Below are 17,088 nucleotides of genomic sequence, written 5' to 3'. Positions count from 1 at the left end.
AAAAAGAGAATATAGTATTATGGCAACTCAAAGAAAAAATCCCTTTCTTTGTTTTGTCGGCGGTTTTCACCATCATCACACTTTATGCTCAATATCCCGATAAATCGGGATTTGTAAGAGATTTCCCCTTTTCCTTGAGTTCCCGGATTGCCAACGCGCTTGTTTCTTTTGTGACTTATCTGGAGAAAATATTCTGGCCCCATGATCTGATTTTTTTCTATCCTTTTTCAAATCAACTTGCAGTCTGGCAGGTATGGGGCGCTACTTTGCTAATTATTGTTATCAGCATTTTCGTCGTAGCAATGGTCAAACGATCACCATATCTCCTTGTTGGATGGCTATGGTATGCAGTAACTCTTGCCCCGGTTATCGGTATCATTCATGTAGGGAAAGGAAAACACGCGATGGCCGACCGCTATACTTATTTACCTCTGATTGGTATCGGCATCGTGCTGGCCTGGGGCATTCCGCTTTTGCTTAAGCGCGAAGATATACGCAAAAAAGTTTTACTACCGGCAGGAATATTCGTTCTGGCTATCCTGACAATTTTAACCTGGCATCAATGTAGTTACTGGAAAAACAGTATTGAGCTTTTTAGTCATACTTTGCATATAACACCGGATTATACCGATGGCTACTACAACAGGGGAATTGCTTACGGCAAGGTCGGTCAGTATCAGCTGGCCATCCATGATTATAATCAGACCATCAGCCTGGACGCGAGTTATATCCAGGCATACAATAACCGGGGTATTACTTATGGTGAGCTCGGCCAGTATCAGCTGGCCGTCGAGGACTTCAATAAAGTTATCGACCTGAGTCCTAATCATATAAAAGCATACTACAACAGGGGGCTTGCTTATTTTCTTCAGGGCAACAAAGAACGGGGCTGCCGTGATGCACAAAAGGCATGTGAATTGGGAAACTGTAAATTATTAGAAAATGCTAATGGTAAAGGACTATGCCGTTGATTTTCATAAAACTGACTTGGACTATTTTAAGAAACATGTATATTATAAAATAACTTTTAAAAAACGACGCTCATAGAATGATCATGCAGAGAGAAATATTTTAATTTGTGGAGGTAGTGTAATGATGGCAGATATCCAGGCCGCAAAAATTCCGGTTATATTACTTTACAGCGTTGATCCGGACTGGACGAAGGAAGAAAAAGACGAAGTGATCCATCTTACCAATCAGCTCGGTCAGGCGCTGATCGATGTAGGGTATCCACTGATTTATGTCCCCATTGCGGATGATGATATTGCCAGTCATCTTGATTGTTTCAATCCCGCCGACCATATCATTTTTAACTGGTGTGAAGGACTTCCCGGAATAGAACATAGTGAGTGGCTGGTGGTAAAACGGCTGGAGATTCTTGGATTTACCTTTACCGGCGCGGATTCCGATTCGCTGGCCCTGGCGCATGATAAATACCGTGTAAAAGCCATCATGGATCAAGAACGCATTCCCACGCCGGCCTGGCGTGTCTTTCATTCACCAGAACCGGGCGACTGGAATATATTCCCGGCAATTGTTAAGCCGATAAATGAACATTGTTCCATGGGCATTACACAAGACTCCGTAGTATTTAATCCTATGGAATTGAAAAATCGCATATCATTCATTCTTGATAAATATTCCCAGCCGGCTTTGGTGGAGGATTTCATTGATGGGCGAGAATTTCATGTTGCCGTCTTGGGCAATGAAAACCTGACGGTGTTACCCGCCGCGGAAATGGATTTTTCTTTTTTCGGCAATATCCAGGACAGGTTGTGCACCTACGATGCCAAATTTATTCCCGGCTCCGAACATTATACAAAAATAGAAACTCTCCTGCCTGCTCCTCTGACCAATGATGAAAAGGAGAATATGGAGTCGGTCTGCAAAAAAGCGTATCATGCTTTAGGATGCCGGGACTATGCCCGTATGGATGTCCGACTACGGGATAACGTATTTTATGTATTGGATGTCAATCCCAATGCAGATATCAGCATTGACGCCAGTATGGCATGTGCCGCCGAAGCGGCCGGCATCAGCTACGGACAAATGGGTAGTCTCATCGTCCACATGGCTGCTCAGAGGCATCCGATATTTGGTAGGTTATTTAAATCGACCAGTGAACAAAAAAAGAAATGATAATAAACACATTTTCTTTCTTACCTTGTTATTAATAATTTAGATAATTGGTGGGCTTCTATGGCAGGAGGGATTCGTAAACTTCTAGATCGCTTGGTGAAAAGCAGCAGAAAATGACCTCTTCTAATTTCGACGATTTTTGAATCACTTCAGATGCTGTATCCACGGCAACTCGAGCTGCCAGTTCAAAGGGATATCCATAAACGCCGGTGCTGATGCTGGGGAAAGCAATCGTTTTAAATCCTTGTTTGTTAGCGATGGCTAAAGAATTCCGGTAACAGGACGCAAGCAACTCCGGCTCGCCGTTTTTACCGCCTCTCCAAACCGGTCCCACAGTATGAATGACAAATCGCGCCGGCAATTCATAGCCCTTTGTCAGTTTTGCCTCGCCGGTTTTGCATCCGCCAAGCAGGCGACATTCTTCAAGCAGTTTGGGCCCTGCGGCGCGATGGATTGCGCCGTCAACTCCGCCTCCGCCAAGAAGCGATGAGTTTGCCGCATTGACAATTGCATCAACAGAAAGGGTAACAATATTTGCCTGAATTGCCCGTAATCTGACCATTGATGTTCTCCAGTTGCTTTATTATTTCTTAAGTTTTGTATTTGTTGAGTTCGCTGATAACCCACGGGTCGATTTCTTCACCAATGAGTACATCGCGATAATCGTTCCTGGCCAGTGTTACCGTGGCTTTCAGCTTTTCCATTGATCCCCTGGAAATAATAATTACATCACGATTTACTCGTTCTTCTTCCCTGTGCCATGATTCCGTGCCGTACTCGGATAATATATCCAGAACTTCCGGAATCTGTTCCTCAGAGAAATATCTTTCAATCCAGTCTTCTATCATTTGCCCTGAAATGCTAAGTAAAGAAAAATAATAAATGCAATTAGCGCAATGCCCATAACCAAAGTTCGCGCAGATATAGCCGTTGGTTCGATCTTTGACGAATTTTCCATATTGCCTATGCTGGTGGTTCCGTAGTTGTTATGGCCTGTCGTTATACCGCTTATGTCACCTGCTGTAATAATGTTAGCCGGCGCAGACCCTGTTTCGGCCGCCTTTAACACTTTTTTGTATAGTTGGCGGACGTCCTGAGGCATTGCGTCAATGCTCTGATATTCTGTGCCGTTGAAGATAATTTTAGTCTGCGTCATTGAAAGGTTTACATGGCGGTCTGCGCCCGCCTGTGAAGCCATCGCCTTTTCAAAAGCGTTCCGGATATCAGGGGGCATTTCTTCGATGGAGTTGTATTCCTTGCCGTTAACTTTGAATGTACGCTTAACATTGACGTTTACATTCATAGCATTTTCCTCCTGTTAGCCTTCATCAAAAAGCAGGAATTGCAAAGTTATTTTCTATACAGTCAACGACGTTCTTATTTTCCCGAACTTATCTAAATCACTATAGATAATAAATAATACCTTGACAGATTTTTTGCAACAAATTACTTCCATTAAAAATATTACAAAGGATCTATTACTGGATTGCCTACCGAAGGCTGGAATATGTTATATATTTTGTATACTTAATATTGATTATGAACATATTGGACAGAAAATTTTATCGGTATGATACGCTTAAAGTTGCCCGCGCGCTTTTAGGGAAAAAATTGGTGCGTCAAATTGGCGACCTGCGGCTTTCCGGCATGGTTGTGGAGACCGAAGCTTACTGCGGCAGGGAAGACAGCGCCTGTCATGCTCATCGCGGCAAGACGCTGCGCAATGCGATGATGTTCGGTGAACCCGGTCATGCTTACATTTATTTTACTTACGGCATGCACTACATGCTCAATCTGGTGACTGAAGATGAAGGCAGTCCGTGCGCTGTGCTTATCCGCGCTGTTGTGCCGCTTGCCGGAATAGAAGAAATGGAAGACCGTAGGAAGAGAAAAGGCGCAGACTTAACCAATGGTCCCGCCAAGCTTTGCCAGGCTTTTTCAATAGACAAAGCTTTGAACGGTTGGGATCTAACGCGTGGTGAAGAATTGTGGGTGGAGGATTACAAAATAATTTCTACTAAATCAATCATCACTACTCCGCGCATAGGGATAGATTATTCAAAGAAGACAGACAGAGAGGCTCTCTGGCGATTTCTGATTAAAACTGAAGAAAAATAAAAACCATGAGTGTTATTTGAAATCTTATTTCTGATAAATTTCCGGAAATAATTTCCAACCGGCGAGAAAAAGAGAAGCGATAACCGGTCCCAGGATAAAACCGGAAAATCCCATAGCAGCTATTCCGCCGAGTGTAGAAAGAAATATTAAAAGAGAGTGCATCTGAGTGTCACGGCCCAGAAGAACCGGTCTTAGCAAATTATCCACACTGCTGATAACCAGCGATCCAAAGATAAGGATGGTGACGCCTTGCCAGATATTTCCCAGCAATAACATAATAATGCCCGCTGGCGCCCAGATTAATGCGCAACCGATAGCAGGAACAATGGAAAGAGCGAACATAAGAACACCCCAGACCAGCGCCCTTTCAATTCCGGTTATATAAAAAATCATTCCTCCTAAAAAACCCTGAATACCGCCTATGATAAAAGTGAATTTTAAAGACGCTTTGGCTGTTGTCAAAAATTGATTAATAAAATGTTCCAGATGTTTATTATCTACGGGAATGTTTTCGGTAATGGTTTTCACCAGCCGTTTTCCATCGCGCAGAAAGAAAAACAGACTGTAAAGCATAACCGCGAACTGGACAACAACAAGAATTGTGTTTTGCGTGAACTCTGATATGTGGCTAAAAACGTAACTGGTAAGAACTTTAAAAGCTTCCTGTGATTTATTAATCAGAAAAGTCTGATCCAAGTTCAAACTGGCAAATATCGGCTTTTTGCTCAAAGCTTTCAGTGCTTCGGAAAAAGTGCCTATCCAATTGCTGCTATAGGAATTAAAGGATTGATAGATATCAATTATTTCCATAATCAGCAGGTCGATGAGTAATCCAACAGGCAGAATTAAACAAAGAATAATACCCATCATCGTTATGCCGGCGCAAATATTGGGGTTTACAATCTTTTTATTAATAAATTTGTATAATGGAGCAAATACACTGGCGATAAGGACTGCCCAGAAAACAGCGAAGAAAAAAGGTTTCAAAATGTAAGCTAATAAACCAGTAATAAAAGCCAGCAATATGAGAAAAATAATGTTTTGAAAATTTGTCTGCTGTTTATCTTTCATATTGTATTCTCTTTAAAAAATACGATGATAATTGTAATAAAATATTCAAAAACAATATGTTACGAAATATTTTACTAATAATAAGCTACAGCAACTTGTAAGTCAATTTATAAATCTGAGCATCAGGCCATGATAAAATAAACAAATTTCCAGAATTTAATTGACATATTAGCAAGTATGGCTATGTTAAGCAAAAGGTGGATAGGAAAATGTCCATAGATAAAGGAGGATATATAATGTTTACAGTTTCGGAAAAGGCGTTGGAAGTAGTTAAAAATTTCATCAAAGAGAAAAAGACGGATCTTGCAGTAAGGATTACAATGTCCATAGGTTGATCCGGTCCCGCTTTGGGCATGGCTCTGGACGAGCCTAATAATGGCGATGAAGTATTTGAAGAAAAAGGAACAAAATTTGTCATTGAGAAAGATATTTTTAATCAGGCAAAGCCAATCAATGTTGATTTTATAAGTACGCCGCAGGGGGATGGATTTAAAATAAATTCCAGCCTATCGCCCGCTGAAGGAAGCGGCTGCGGCTCATCTTGCAGTTGCTAGAAGTTCAGGGAGAGGATTTTCTCTCCCTTTTTTTGTTGAAACTCCAATTCCGAAAGCGAATAACCTAAAGGTCACTATAGGTGTAGCGGAATTGGTAAGTTGAATCCCGATGCATCGGGACAAAGCGGAGGGTTTAATACCCACGTAGCTTGCTGTGAAATCTGTTTCCAAAGCTTGCTTTGGGGTTAATACCCGTGATTAATATCATGATGGAAACAAACAAAAAAACAAAAAAAATTGATTCACTCGGAAATCTGTTCCGGCAAGGAAAATATCGCGAAGCGATTATCCTTGGTGAAAAAATTCACAAAGCATATCCTGAAGAAGAATCTGCCTTATTGATGTTATCATGGGCATATTATGACAGCGGTGACACGGCGCAAGCCGTGAAATATTTGAATATACTATTGGAGCGAGAACTGCAGAGAAAGGTTTTTACAGGTTTTGCTTTTGATGAACTCGTACGCATCTATAAGCAGGATAAAAATTTTCACAAATTGGTGGAAATTTGCGAAAGGGCGGTGACTGCACAACCGGAAGATGTCGGACTTTTGGCTGAATTAGGCAATGCCTATCTCCAATCAGGCAAGGCTAAAAAGGCTTGTGAAATTTATGAAAAACTAATTACTATCGAAGACGATAACCCCGTTTTTTATTGCTATTGGGGCGAAGCTTTATTTGCTGCCGGGTTGATTCAGGAAAGTGAAAAGGCCTATATACAGGCAAGTAAAATTGACTCTGATCAGCCGGACCGTTATTATTTTAAAATTGCTGTTTTATTTCAGCAGTCGGAAAATCATCGGGAAGCTAAAAGATTATTAAACAAATGTGTTTCCGTAAATCCGGCTAACCCACTATATTATTGTTCATTAGGAGATAGTCTTGTTGGTTTGGGGCAAATACCGCAAGCCTTGAAGTCTTATAAAATGGCAGTGCGGTACGATAATACAAGAGCTGGAGCTTACTATAATCGTTTAGGCCATGTGCTCATGAAGGCAAACCACTTTTTAGAAGCAGTTGAGGCTTTTAACTCGGCCATAGCCCATGACGCTGCGCAGCCTTACTATTTAAGTTTGGCCGCAGCTTATAAAGGAATGGGGCTTGTCGATCAGGCTGATAAAATTCTTCGTGAAATAAGCAAAATCAGATAGGGTTAAATTTCTACGTATTTGTGGTAAAATTTCTTAAATACGTGGTAAAAATATTCATTTTCATCTGTTTCTTTTTTAATAATCATACCTATTTGGCCAATGTCTTCTTTGTTGATAATTAAGTTGACGCTTTTATTATATGTATACATGTAGTCCATAGTGGCAAAATTTGCGCTAACTAAAACAACAAAAATTTTCCGGCGAATAGCCATAGATAAACTTTCTAAATATTTAAGAATGTAATTAACTCCATCAGGGCCGGCATCAAAATTTTCATTAACTACAATAAGATTAAAAGTATGAAAGTTTAAGCTTTTTAAAGCTTCTTTAACTTTTAACGATTCAATGACGTTAAAGTCAATTGATTTCAATGCGTCGGTGATCTTTTCCCTGATGACAGGATCGTTTTCGCAAACCAAGGCAGTTTGATTTCCCATATCCTGGTAACCAAAAGGCCGTCCGGAATAATCCATTTCCTCTTCTGATGCCGGTGTCAATTTTTCTTCAATCATGTTAATTCCCTAATCAACATTTTGTGTGGGCCATGGAAATAATTTTAAAATTATTTCCATTGGTCCATTTTAGTTTTACCATATGAGTTGTCAACTTCAAGTGTTCCAATACTGGTTGTTTTTTCACCGCGGGCATTTTTTATCGCGTCTATTCCACGATGTACATTAGCCCTGTTTGTGGCATATGAGATAGCCGTACTTTCAGTAATCAAGCCTTTTTCAAAAAGATCTACAAGACAATTTTCAAAAGAGATCATGCCGAAAGGTCTACCTTGTTCAATAATATCTATATACGTTTTCCCATCCGATTCGCCATGCAGGATAATGTCTTTTACTCGCAGACTGGTACTCATTGCTTCAAAGATGGCAATACGGCCGCCTCCGACTTTGGGTAACAAACGCTGGCAAACGATCCAGCGGATAGAATCTGCCAGACGTACACGTACCTGGTTCTCTTCGTCTGTCGTAAACATTCCCAGGATACGATTGATTGTTTGACCGGCATCAACGGTGTGTAAAGTGCTCAGAACAAGATGGCCTGTTTCTGCAGCATTCAAGGCTATTTCCACTGATTCGCGATCGCGCATTTCACCGACGAGGATTACTTTGGGTGCCTGACGCAGAGCTGCGCGCAAGCCGTTAGCGAAAGAATCAAAATCCTTACCTAATTCGCGCTGGTTAATGGTTGCTTTCTTTTGAGAGTGTGTGTATTCCACCGGATCTTCCAGCGTGATGATATGAACGGCTCTATTTTCGTTGATTTCATTAATGACGGCGGCAAGAGATGTAGTTTTACCGGTACCCGTTGCGCCTGTTACCAAAACAATACCGTTTCTTTCGTTGGCAATTTTGTAATAAGCTTCGGGTAATTCCAGTTCGGCGCATGAAGGAATTTGTGATTCCAGTTTTCTCAAAACTATGGAATATTGACCAAGTTGTGAAAATATATTTACACGAAAACGGGCAACTCCGGGCAACTCATAAGACAGATCGCAGGAGCCTTCTTTAATTAGTGCTTCCATCAGCCGATGGTCCTGGTTAATCAGGTTTAAAGCAAAAATTTCTGTTTGAAACGGTGTAAGTTTTTCGAAATGCGGTCTTAAATCAACAGGGGCTAATTGGCCGGATACCTCTACTTGAAAAGGTTTACCCACGGTTAGATTGATATCGGAAACATCCACATTGGATTCCAGCATTTTTGTCAGTATATGGTCTATCTCCGGTTTTCTCATAAACTATCCTCACAATGATTTATGCTTCAGTAAAATCTGTTGGTGGATATTTCAAAAGCGGACGGAATCGGGCTTTATCGTTTGCTTTGATGTAAGCCTCATCAGCACTGATCCAACCGCGGCTTAAAAGATCCATAATCGCATCGTCTAAAAGTTGCATTCCATACTTTTTGCCCGTTTGCATCATGGAAGGAATTTGATAGGTTTTGGATTCGCGGATCAAGTTACGTACCGCAGGGGTGGCAATACAAATCTCCAGAGCAACACAGCGGCTTTTGATATCAGCTCTTTTAAATAGAACCTGTGAAACAACAGCGCGTAAACCATCGGCCAACGTGGAACGAATTTGCAGCTGTTCGGCTGCGGGGAAAACCTCTATTACTCGATCAACTGTTTTTGCGGCACTGGTTGTATGTACCGTGGAAAAAACCAGATGTCCGGTGGATGCGGCTTCTACAGCGAGCGAGATGGTCTCGAGATCGCGCATTTCACCCACCAGAATAATGTCCGGGTCTTCACGTAATGCTCCGCGTAGTGCGGCGGTGAAAGATTTAGTATGGAGTCCGACTTCCCGTTGATTCACGATACAATTTTGGCTTTTATGAACAAATTCAATAGGATCTTCAATCGTAATAATATGATCTTTACGCAGGCGGTTAGCTTCATCAATAATAGCCGCCAGTGTTGTGGACTTACCGGAACCTGTCGGGCCGGTGACCAACACAAGGCCCCGCGGGAGAGAAGCTAATTTTGATATCACTTCAGGAAGTCCAAGCTGTGTGCAAGTTGAAATTTTATCGGGTATTTCACGAAATACTGCACCTATGCCGTTTTTTTGCCGGAAGTAATTGACACGATAACGCGCGAGGCCAGGAACTTCATAAGCAAAGTCAACGTCACCGGTTTCTTCAAAATGTTTAATTTTATGTTCCGGTGTGATTTCGTAGAGAAGCACTCTCAACATATCATTAGTGAGGACATCATATTTAATTCGCTCAATATCGCCACGGATTCTAAGGGCGGGTTGCTGGCCGGAGACAAGATGAAGATCCGATGCACCCTGGTCATGCATAAGCTGAAAAAAAGCATCAATTTTCGCCATGTATTACTCTCCTCAGTAGGAATTAACTATCTTCTATCATTTTTTTCGGAAAAGAATTAAATAAAATAATCAATTGTTAATGTTATAATCACACATATTTTTGCAGCCTTTTATAATATAACATTATCCCTTAATATTGAAAAACCTTAATAATTTTGTTTACCCAAGAATTATATTAACAATTTCTTGACACTAAGACAAGCAATAATATATGCTCCCTCACGTTTTTCTAGCGGTAATTCTTAAGGTTGGGGATGTAGCTCAGCTGGGAGAGCGCGACGTTCGCAATGTCGAGGCCAGGGGTTCGATCCCCCTCATCTCCACCAAAACCTAATCCGACACAATCCAAGAAAGTCCAAACAATTCAAAATCAGTTTATCGAGGGCGGGTGTGAAAGAATCCGCCTTTTTATTTGAAGCAATTCATAGCGGCTATTCCACTTGACATGATATAAAAAAAAGCGCATATTATCAAATAGATAAATTCATATGGCCATGATTAAAAATCATCAAGTGATCATGGTAGTCATTGTTTTCAACCTCATAGATTACCGCAAAACACAGGGGCAACCCGATGAATGATCAATCCAAAATAAAGCAGTCCCTGATTAAAGATTTATCTTCTCACGAGTACGCCGAGAGCATCATCAATACTGTACGTGAACCATTAATCATTCTGGATCATGATTTAAGGGTGGTTACCGCCAGCCGCTCTTTCTATGAATTCTTCAAGGTAAACCCTGAAGAGACCGTGGGACAGCTTATTTATGATCTGGGCAATAAACAGTGGGATATCCCCATGCTGAGGGAACTGCTGGAAACCATCCTGCCCCAAAAAGCAACCTTTGACAACTATGAGGTGGAACACGAGTTTACGACCATCGGCAGGCGCATCATGCTTTTGAATGCCCGGCAAATTGAACGAGCATCGGGAAAAGAACGGATCATCCTCCTGGCCATCGAAGACATCACCGAGCGTAAACGATTGGAAAACATATTAACGGATTCCGAAGAGCTTTATAAAGGCGTCTTTAAGACGGCGAGCGATGGGATCCTGCTCCTCGAGAAACGCGAAGGAAAGATAACCCATACTAATCCGGCTGCCGAGAAGATGTTGGGCTATTCCACAAAGGATAGCATCGGAAATAAACTTTCGGACATCGGTATTATGATCAATATGGATGATTTCCAAATGATAATGCAAAATTTGAACAAGAATGGTATTATTAACTACACGGATGTTTCGATAAAAACCAAGTCTGGGCGGTATATCGATACGGATGTATATCTCGTAGACAAGACGAAGTTGGTACAATGTAATATTCGTGACATCAGCAAGCGCAAGGAGATCGAATCTCAAAAGAAGGCCGCGCTTGAGTCGCTGCGGGAAAGCGAGGAGAGATACAAGGCTCTTTTCGACCGTTCGCTCGATTTTGTTTACAGCCTTGATTTTGAAGGCTGCTTCATCGATGCCAACGCCGCCGCTTTAAATCGGCTTGGCTATACAAGTGAAGAAATCCATTCTCTCAATTTTACCTCGCTCTTGAGCGAGGATCAGTTGCTGCTTGCAGTCAAAGTAATACGGGAGATTCGGGAAACCGGTATTCAAATGAACCTGCTGGAGTTCAGGTTGCGGTGCAAAGGCGGCACTTATATATACGTGGAGACACACGGATCCGCCGTCATGTCTAATGGAATACCTGTAGCGATCCTGGCAATCGCCAGAGACATCACCGAACGCAAACTGGCTGAGGCAAAACTTCAGCAGATCATTTACAGCCTTAAGAATGCCGTTGGCGCGACCATCCAGGTTATGGTATCCGCTGTAGAGATGAAAGATCCCTATACGGCTGGTCACCAGTTAAGGTCAGCGGACTTGGCCATGGCCATTGCCATGGAGATGGGATTAGCTCAGGAGAAAATTGATGGAATCCATATGGCAGGTTCCATACATGACATCGGGAAATTATCCATACCCGCGGAGATTTTATCCAAGCCCACCAAGCTGACAAATATCGAATTTTCTATGATCAAAGAACACTCCCGTAGTGGATACGAGATGCTGAAGAATGTTGAATCCCCATGGCCGCTGGCACAAATTGTTTACCAACACCATGAACGGATGGACGGATCCGGCTATCCAAGAAATCTGAAAGGGTATGAAATTATCATGGAGGCCCGCATTATGGCTGTGGCTGATGTGGTGGAAGCTATGGCTTCGCACCGTCCCTATCGTCCGGCTTTGGGTATTGAGGCAGCCCTTGAAGAGATAGATAAAAACAAGAGAATTATTTATGATGCTGCTGTCGTAGATGCCTGTCTTAGATTATTTAAGGGTAAAGGATATCAGTTTACATAGGATGGAGAAACTAATCCTACGTGATACGGAAACTTTATAGGTGTGACGCACAGAATCAACTAACCCGGGCGCGTGTGAAAAACCTATTTATTATCGTCTTGTGCGGAGCTGTCTTCAGGACTAAATCCATCCAAGAATGCCCATAAAGATAATTATCAAAAGTAGGTCCAATATATACAGTCCTGAGACTATGAATATCTTCCTCTTCATAGAGACCATATCGTGGATCCAGGCCGCGAAAAGGAACATGGGCAGGTAAGCGCACAGCCAGGTCAGCCAGAAGTTCGGCCAATTCCACCAGTGATAGTTCCACACCAGCATGCCCCACCGGTTAAGAATTATCTCCACAAAAACACAAAATGCCGCAAAGAAGCCCGCCAGAAACCAGCGGTTGTTGACACCGATGATTTTCATTGTTCTGTTCTCGGGGAGGAACTTGGCAAAGATTACTCCGGCGATTGCAAACATCATGCTGATTTCGATATTCAACCCGACAAGTATAACATAGGCGCTGTTGCTCGGGGTAACCCACACCGCTGAGTATCCGGATGAGTGGAACCAGAGTGCGTTGAACGTTTCCCATAGCCAGTCAAATCCCCAGACTGCAAGGCCGGTCAGGATGATAGACCACTTCTTCCTTTCCACCTCAGCAGCGTAGACATAGAGGACCAAGGCGAGAAACGGAATAAGATACCATGAAAAGAAATTGGTACTTCTCAACACTTCCAGTGCCTGCTGCGCATCTGCCGTCATTTTGCACCTCCACTTGCTGAATTTTTTTTATAAGAAATTGTTTTCTGTGTAAGGAAGTATAGAAATATCGATTTTTGATGTCAAGAAAACATTCACAGAGTTAATATAGCGTATGCATCGATGGCTGCGTCTAAGCTGCAATTAGTAATAATTAAGTTTAATAAAAGTATTATCCATAGTAATGCGGAGAAATGTTTTTATAATAAAAAAGCGGGTGTGAAAACATCCGCTTTTTTTCATGAGTGGTATATTATGGGGTATACAGAAAATTACACTTTGAATAAATGTAATTATTAAGACTCCTTATATAATTTATTCGATCCCCCTCATCTCAATAGTTTTATTTTTTCGCATTGAAGATTTTGGACAACTGCCACTTTTTGCGCTTCTTCCAGCCTCCTTTATGATAGGCGTAACTGGCCAAAAGCGGCAGGACTGTTGTTGCTTCAGCGTAAACCATCTGTTCGCAGGAAGAATCCACCTTGCCCCAGGAATTGGCTTCTTTGAGCGTAGAGCTGGAGCAGGCTCCGTCGCGCACATCCGCCACCGTGATTTGAACGGCGAATTTGTGCATCGGTACTTCATGTCCCAATATTTCCGCGCAAACAACCGTATCCTGAGCAAAATTTTTCGGAACACCGCCTCCAATCATCAGTAAACCGCTAGTCCCGGCTTTGATTTTAATATCGGTCAGTTCCCGGAAATCCTTGACTGAATCAATGGAGATATGATTGTCGGGACGGTCATTCTGGTGCAGCACCAGACCGAAGCCGGCGGAACTGTCGGAAAACGCGGGGCAGAAAATAGGAACGTCGTTTTCATAAGCCGTCTGAACAAGAGAATTTTGCTTTTTAGCGTTCTTAACCAAATATCTGCCCATTTCGGCGATGAATTCCCGCGAGGAGTAAGGACGAGGGTCAAGCGCGTCCGCTATTTTCTTGATGGCTCGGTCACAAGCCTGTAAATCATTTTCACTGATGAACGTATCGTAAATCCGGTCTATATAAAGTTTGCGCAATAATTTGTCGTCAATAAAAGGAGTGCCCTGGTAGTGTTTGAATCCCAGAGCTTCAAAGAAATCCATGTCGACAATGGAAGCACCGGTGGCCACTATGGCGTCAATCATGTTGTTTTTCACCAGATCAACATAAACCTGCATACAGCCTGCCGCGGATGTGGAACCGGCCAGCGTCAGGATAACAGCGCAATTTTTTTCTCTGAGCATCCGATCGTAAATATCAGCGGCGTTTGCCAGATCGCGGGCGGAAAAGGACATTTTTTTCATCGCGTTGATAATATCCACCGCGTTGATTTTTTTAATGTCAATGTGTTCGACTTTTTTACTCAGTAAATCTTTCTTTTTCATTAAATCTCGACTCCCTTAAATTTAATTAATTCGTATGCGCGTATTTTTAAATCATAGACTGCTAAAAGTCAACCCATAGAAGTTAACATTCATTTCATCATTCCCCATTTGTGAAGGAAATGATCAAAATAAGTCTAACAATCTAATAATCAGAGCTAATAAAATAAGCGCTAATGACGGCAATGCGGTATTTAATTCAGACGGATTTTATCCTGTAAAGTATCTCCTTTGTACGGGTTGCGTGCTGCAAAAATAACCCTTGACTCTTATTTTGAACATAAATATAAAGGCAAAATCACGAACAAGTTACTTAGCATTGAACATATAAAAACCGGCTTATATGACACGGCGACATTCAAATCCGTTAGCCAGAAACAATTGGTGTCATACTGCGGAAAAATTAGTCACATGCATAGATGACAAAAAATCAGACGATGATTTTAAACGCCTGACTATCCGGCAAGAGCGTCCGTAATATCCTGCCAAATTTCAGGCTACATTTTAACTGCCCCAATTAGACTTCGTCAACGTCATCAAGTAACTCGTTCAGAAATAAATACGATAGTGAACTCTGACGGATTCAGGCCGGAAAGATGATTCATCAAGCCTTTCAGGCCTGCCTGATTCCCTTGGATAAGGGAAAGGAAATCGTATGAAAAAAATTGCCGCTCTGGTAATAGCAAATCCACGCATGGTCCTCGCGATTGCGGCAGTTTTAGCTATTCTTTCTGCCGTGGGAGCGATTTTTACCCCGGTCAACTATGACATTCTTTCGTACATGCCCCGACACGTCGAGTCCGTTAAAGGTCAGAATATAATGGGGCAGGAGTTCAAGGCGGCTAACAAGGCCTATATCCTGATCAAAACCAAACAGACCTCGCAAATTTTAAAGATGAAGAACGACCTGGCGGCTATTCAGGGCGTCGAAAATGTCACGTGGTTGAGTGATTTGGTTGACCCTTCAGTGCCGGACGTCTTCATTCCGCCGGAAGTAATGGGCTTGTATAAGAAGGGTGATTATGCCTTGCTGCACCTGTCGTTTATCGACTCGGCCAAAACCACTGCTGCCCAGGACACCGTCATAAGAATCAAATCCTACCTGAAAGGTGTGGACAATGAGCACTTCTTTACCGGCATGCCGGTCTTTGTCTATGAGGATAAAATTCTTGTTAATGAACAGGTGCCCAAGTGCATGGCGATAGCCACGATCCTTACGCTGATCGTGATCTGGATGGCGACGGGATCGTTCGTTGTATCCCTTCTGTTCCTTTCCTCCATGGGATTGGCCATTTTGTATAATCAAGGCACCAATTTTTTCCTTGGTTCCATATCGGTGTCTACTTATTCTTTTGCACCGGTAGTCCAGTTGGGTGTGACTATCGATTTCTCCATCTTCCTGATGCATCGTTTTCGTGAAGAATGCCTGCGCATGGACAAGCCTGCAGCCATGGCCACGGCCATCGAGAAGACGGCCATGGCCATCATTCCCTGCGCCATGGCCACCATGGCGGGTTTTCTGGCCCTGACCTTCATGCAGATGAAGATTGGTCTGGATATAGGCCTGGTGATGGCCAAGGGAGTATTTCTTGGTCTGCTGGCGACCGTTACAATCCTGCCTGCCTTGATTCTGACCTTCGAACGCTACATTAAAATGCGTGATGTACAGATCGCCAAGGAGCGCTTCACACCTGTGGTCAAACATCTGCTGAAACGTCCCGTGTTGTTGCTTGTCTGCTTTCTTATTCTTTTTATCCCCGCGAGTTACGCTCGATATCACACAAAACTATCCTATAATCTTCAGGACATTACACCACAGGATCTCAAATCCATGCAGGCCGTACCTAAAATTTCGCAGGCTATGGGATCTATGGAAATAATTGACATCCTTTTCCCCCGCCAAACTCCGCGCTGGATGCAAAAGCAAGCCATTGACCGCATAAACAAACTTCCCGGAGTAATTCAGGCCATTGCCCTGGAGAGTCTGGCTGATCCGGCGATTCCGGAATCATTTATACCTCAACAGGCCCGTGAACGCTTTACGCATGGTGAATATTCCCGGGCGATAGTCAGAGTCAATGTCTTGTCCGGATCAAAAGAAGGCAATGATCTAATCCAAAACATACGGGATATTATTAAACAACAGCAAATTACCGGTGCCTATGTCTCCGGTGTGATGGCTACATGCAAAGACATGACGGACATGTCCGTTACCGACTTGGTCAGGGTTGATATTATGGGTTTGATCCTGGTTGGCTTTATCATTGCGGTTACGCTTACTTCAGTATCCATTCCCTTCATTCTGATGGCCGGAATCCAGCTGGCGATTTTTCTGAATTTGACGATTACCTATGTCAACGGCAACTTTATACCCTACATTACCCTGGCATCCCTGTCATCGATCCAGCTTGGATCATGCGTTAATTACGCTATCTTCCTGATTGCGCGCTACAGAGAGGAAAGACACATATTGTTGCCCAATGAAGCCATGCAAAAGAGTCTTTTGGGAACGGCACCCGCCATTTTTGGCTCTGGTTTGTGTCTTTTTTGTTCCACCATTGGTATGGTTTTTATCAGCGATATCGAAATGTTTAAGTCCCTGGCGCTTTTGATCGGTCGCGGTGCTCTTATATCCGTGGCTGTCGTTCTCATCCTGCTTCCAGGTGTAATTATAGTCTGCGATAAGCTTATCTGTGCCACCAGTTTAGGCTGGAGAAAGGTTATAAAGGAGTAAA

The 17,088-nt window shown here is 42.7% G+C and carries 16 protein-coding genes and 1 tRNA gene; 8 read left to right on the top strand and 9 right to left on the bottom strand.

Going from position 1 to position 17,088, the window contains the following annotated elements:
- Nucleotides 1-971: hypothetical protein (locus tag CVU62_08975; protein ID PKN37845.1), on the top strand; the 971-nt coding region annotated here is incomplete at its 5' end.
- A 121-nt stretch (nt 972-1,092) separates the two neighbouring features.
- On the top strand, nt 1,093-2,139 hold the full coding sequence (locus tag CVU62_08970) for a hypothetical protein (GenBank protein ID PKN37844.1): 1,047 nt from the start codon (nt 1,093-1,095) through the stop codon (nt 2,137-2,139).
- A gap of 58 nt (nt 2,140-2,197) precedes the next feature.
- Here CVU62_08970 and CVU62_08965 read toward each other — a convergent pair whose 3' ends face one another.
- The 3 genes from CVU62_08965 to CVU62_08955 are packed head-to-tail and all read right to left on the bottom strand — an operon-like array spanning nt 2,198 to nt 3,442.
- On the bottom strand, nt 2,198-2,701 hold the full coding sequence (locus tag CVU62_08965; GenBank protein ID PKN37843.1) for an O-acetyl-ADP-ribose deacetylase: 504 nt from the start codon (nt 2,699-2,701) through the stop codon (nt 2,198-2,200).
- Between the two features lie 28 nt (nt 2,702-2,729).
- On the bottom strand, nt 2,730-2,987 hold the full coding sequence (locus CVU62_08960) for a hypothetical protein (protein PKN37842.1): 258 nt from the start codon (nt 2,985-2,987) through the stop codon (nt 2,730-2,732).
- Nucleotides 2,984-3,442, bottom strand: a complete 459-nt coding sequence (locus CVU62_08955; protein PKN37841.1) for a hypothetical protein — start codon at nt 3,440-3,442, stop codon at nt 2,984-2,986. The genes CVU62_08960 and CVU62_08955 overlap by 4 nt, the downstream gene beginning before the upstream one ends.
- A gap of 236 nt (nt 3,443-3,678) precedes the next feature.
- On the opposite strand from CVU62_08955, the gene CVU62_08950 reads away from it, so the two are divergent.
- Nucleotides 3,679-4,257, top strand: a complete 579-nt coding sequence (locus CVU62_08950; protein PKN37840.1) for a 3-methyladenine DNA glycosylase — start codon at nt 3,679-3,681, stop codon at nt 4,255-4,257.
- Nucleotides 4,258-4,281: 24 nt separating this feature from the next.
- On the opposite strand, the gene CVU62_08945 is transcribed toward CVU62_08950, so the two are convergent.
- Complete coding sequence (locus tag CVU62_08945) at nt 4,282-5,328, bottom strand: AI-2E family transporter (protein PKN37839.1); 1,047 nt, start codon at nt 5,326-5,328, stop codon at nt 4,282-4,284.
- A 347-nt stretch (nt 5,329-5,675) separates the two neighbouring features.
- On the opposite strand from CVU62_08945, the gene CVU62_08940 reads away from it, so the two are divergent.
- Complete coding sequence (locus CVU62_08940) at nt 5,676-5,882, top strand: hypothetical protein (protein ID PKN37838.1); 207 nt, start codon at nt 5,676-5,678, stop codon at nt 5,880-5,882.
- Nucleotides 5,883-6,076: 194 nt separating this feature from the next.
- Nucleotides 6,077-7,033, top strand: coding sequence for a hypothetical protein (locus tag CVU62_08935; protein ID PKN37837.1), 957 nt, complete (start codon nt 6,077-6,079; stop codon nt 7,031-7,033).
- A 2-nt stretch (nt 7,034-7,035) separates the two neighbouring features.
- Here CVU62_08935 and CVU62_08930 read toward each other — a convergent pair whose 3' ends face one another.
- From CVU62_08930 to CVU62_08920, 3 genes are read right to left on the bottom strand one after another with little or no spacing between them, the layout of a single operon-like run.
- A complete protein-coding gene (locus CVU62_08930) occupies nt 7,036-7,545 on the bottom strand; it encodes a hypothetical protein (protein PKN37836.1) in 510 nt (169 codons plus the stop codon).
- 50 nt (nt 7,546-7,595) lie between these two features.
- The gene (locus tag CVU62_08925; GenBank protein ID PKN37835.1) at nt 7,596-8,777 is read right to left on the bottom strand and encodes a twitching motility protein; all 1,182 of its coding nucleotides are present in this window, start codon (nt 8,775-8,777) and stop codon (nt 7,596-7,598) included.
- Between the two features lie 19 nt (nt 8,778-8,796).
- Nucleotides 8,797-9,879, bottom strand: a complete 1,083-nt coding sequence (locus tag CVU62_08920; GenBank protein ID PKN37834.1) for a type IV pili twitching motility protein PilT — start codon at nt 9,877-9,879, stop codon at nt 8,797-8,799.
- A gap of 250 nt (nt 9,880-10,129) precedes the next feature.
- Here CVU62_08920 and CVU62_08915 point away from each other — a divergent pair.
- Nucleotides 10,130-10,205: transfer RNA gene (locus tag CVU62_08915), tRNA-Ala, on the top strand.
- Nucleotides 10,206-10,452: 247 nt separating this feature from the next.
- On the top strand, nt 10,453-12,237 hold the full coding sequence (locus tag CVU62_08910; GenBank protein ID PKN37833.1) for a hypothetical protein: 1,785 nt from the start codon (nt 10,453-10,455) through the stop codon (nt 12,235-12,237).
- A 120-nt stretch (nt 12,238-12,357) separates the two neighbouring features.
- Here the strand turns inward: CVU62_08910 and CVU62_08905 are convergent, their stop codons facing one another.
- Together CVU62_08905 and CVU62_08900 are read right to left on the bottom strand one after the other, a co-directional pair.
- Nucleotides 12,358-12,990 carry a hypothetical protein gene (locus CVU62_08905; protein PKN37832.1) on the bottom strand — a complete coding sequence of 211 codons (633 nt, stop codon included), beginning with the start codon at nt 12,988-12,990 and terminating at the stop codon, nt 12,358-12,360.
- A gap of 340 nt (nt 12,991-13,330) precedes the next feature.
- The gene (locus CVU62_08900) at nt 13,331-14,356 is read right to left on the bottom strand and encodes a deoxyhypusine synthase (GenBank protein ID PKN37831.1); all 1,026 of its coding nucleotides are present in this window, start codon (nt 14,354-14,356) and stop codon (nt 13,331-13,333) included.
- A 652-nt stretch (nt 14,357-15,008) separates the two neighbouring features.
- Here CVU62_08900 and CVU62_08895 point away from each other — a divergent pair.
- Nucleotides 15,009-17,087: a hypothetical protein gene (locus CVU62_08895; protein ID PKN37830.1), complete on the top strand. Its 2,079-nt coding sequence runs from the start codon at nt 15,009-15,011 to the stop codon at nt 17,085-17,087.
- The last annotated feature ends 1 nt before the right edge of the window (nt 17,088 follow it).

This window comes from Deltaproteobacteria bacterium HGW-Deltaproteobacteria-2, assembly GCA_002840505.1.
Taxonomy (GTDB): Bacteria; Desulfobacterota; Syntrophia; order Syntrophales; family Smithellaceae; genus Smithella.
Note: the sequence above shows the minus strand (reverse complement) of the source record. Positions and strands in the feature narration are given on the sequence as shown.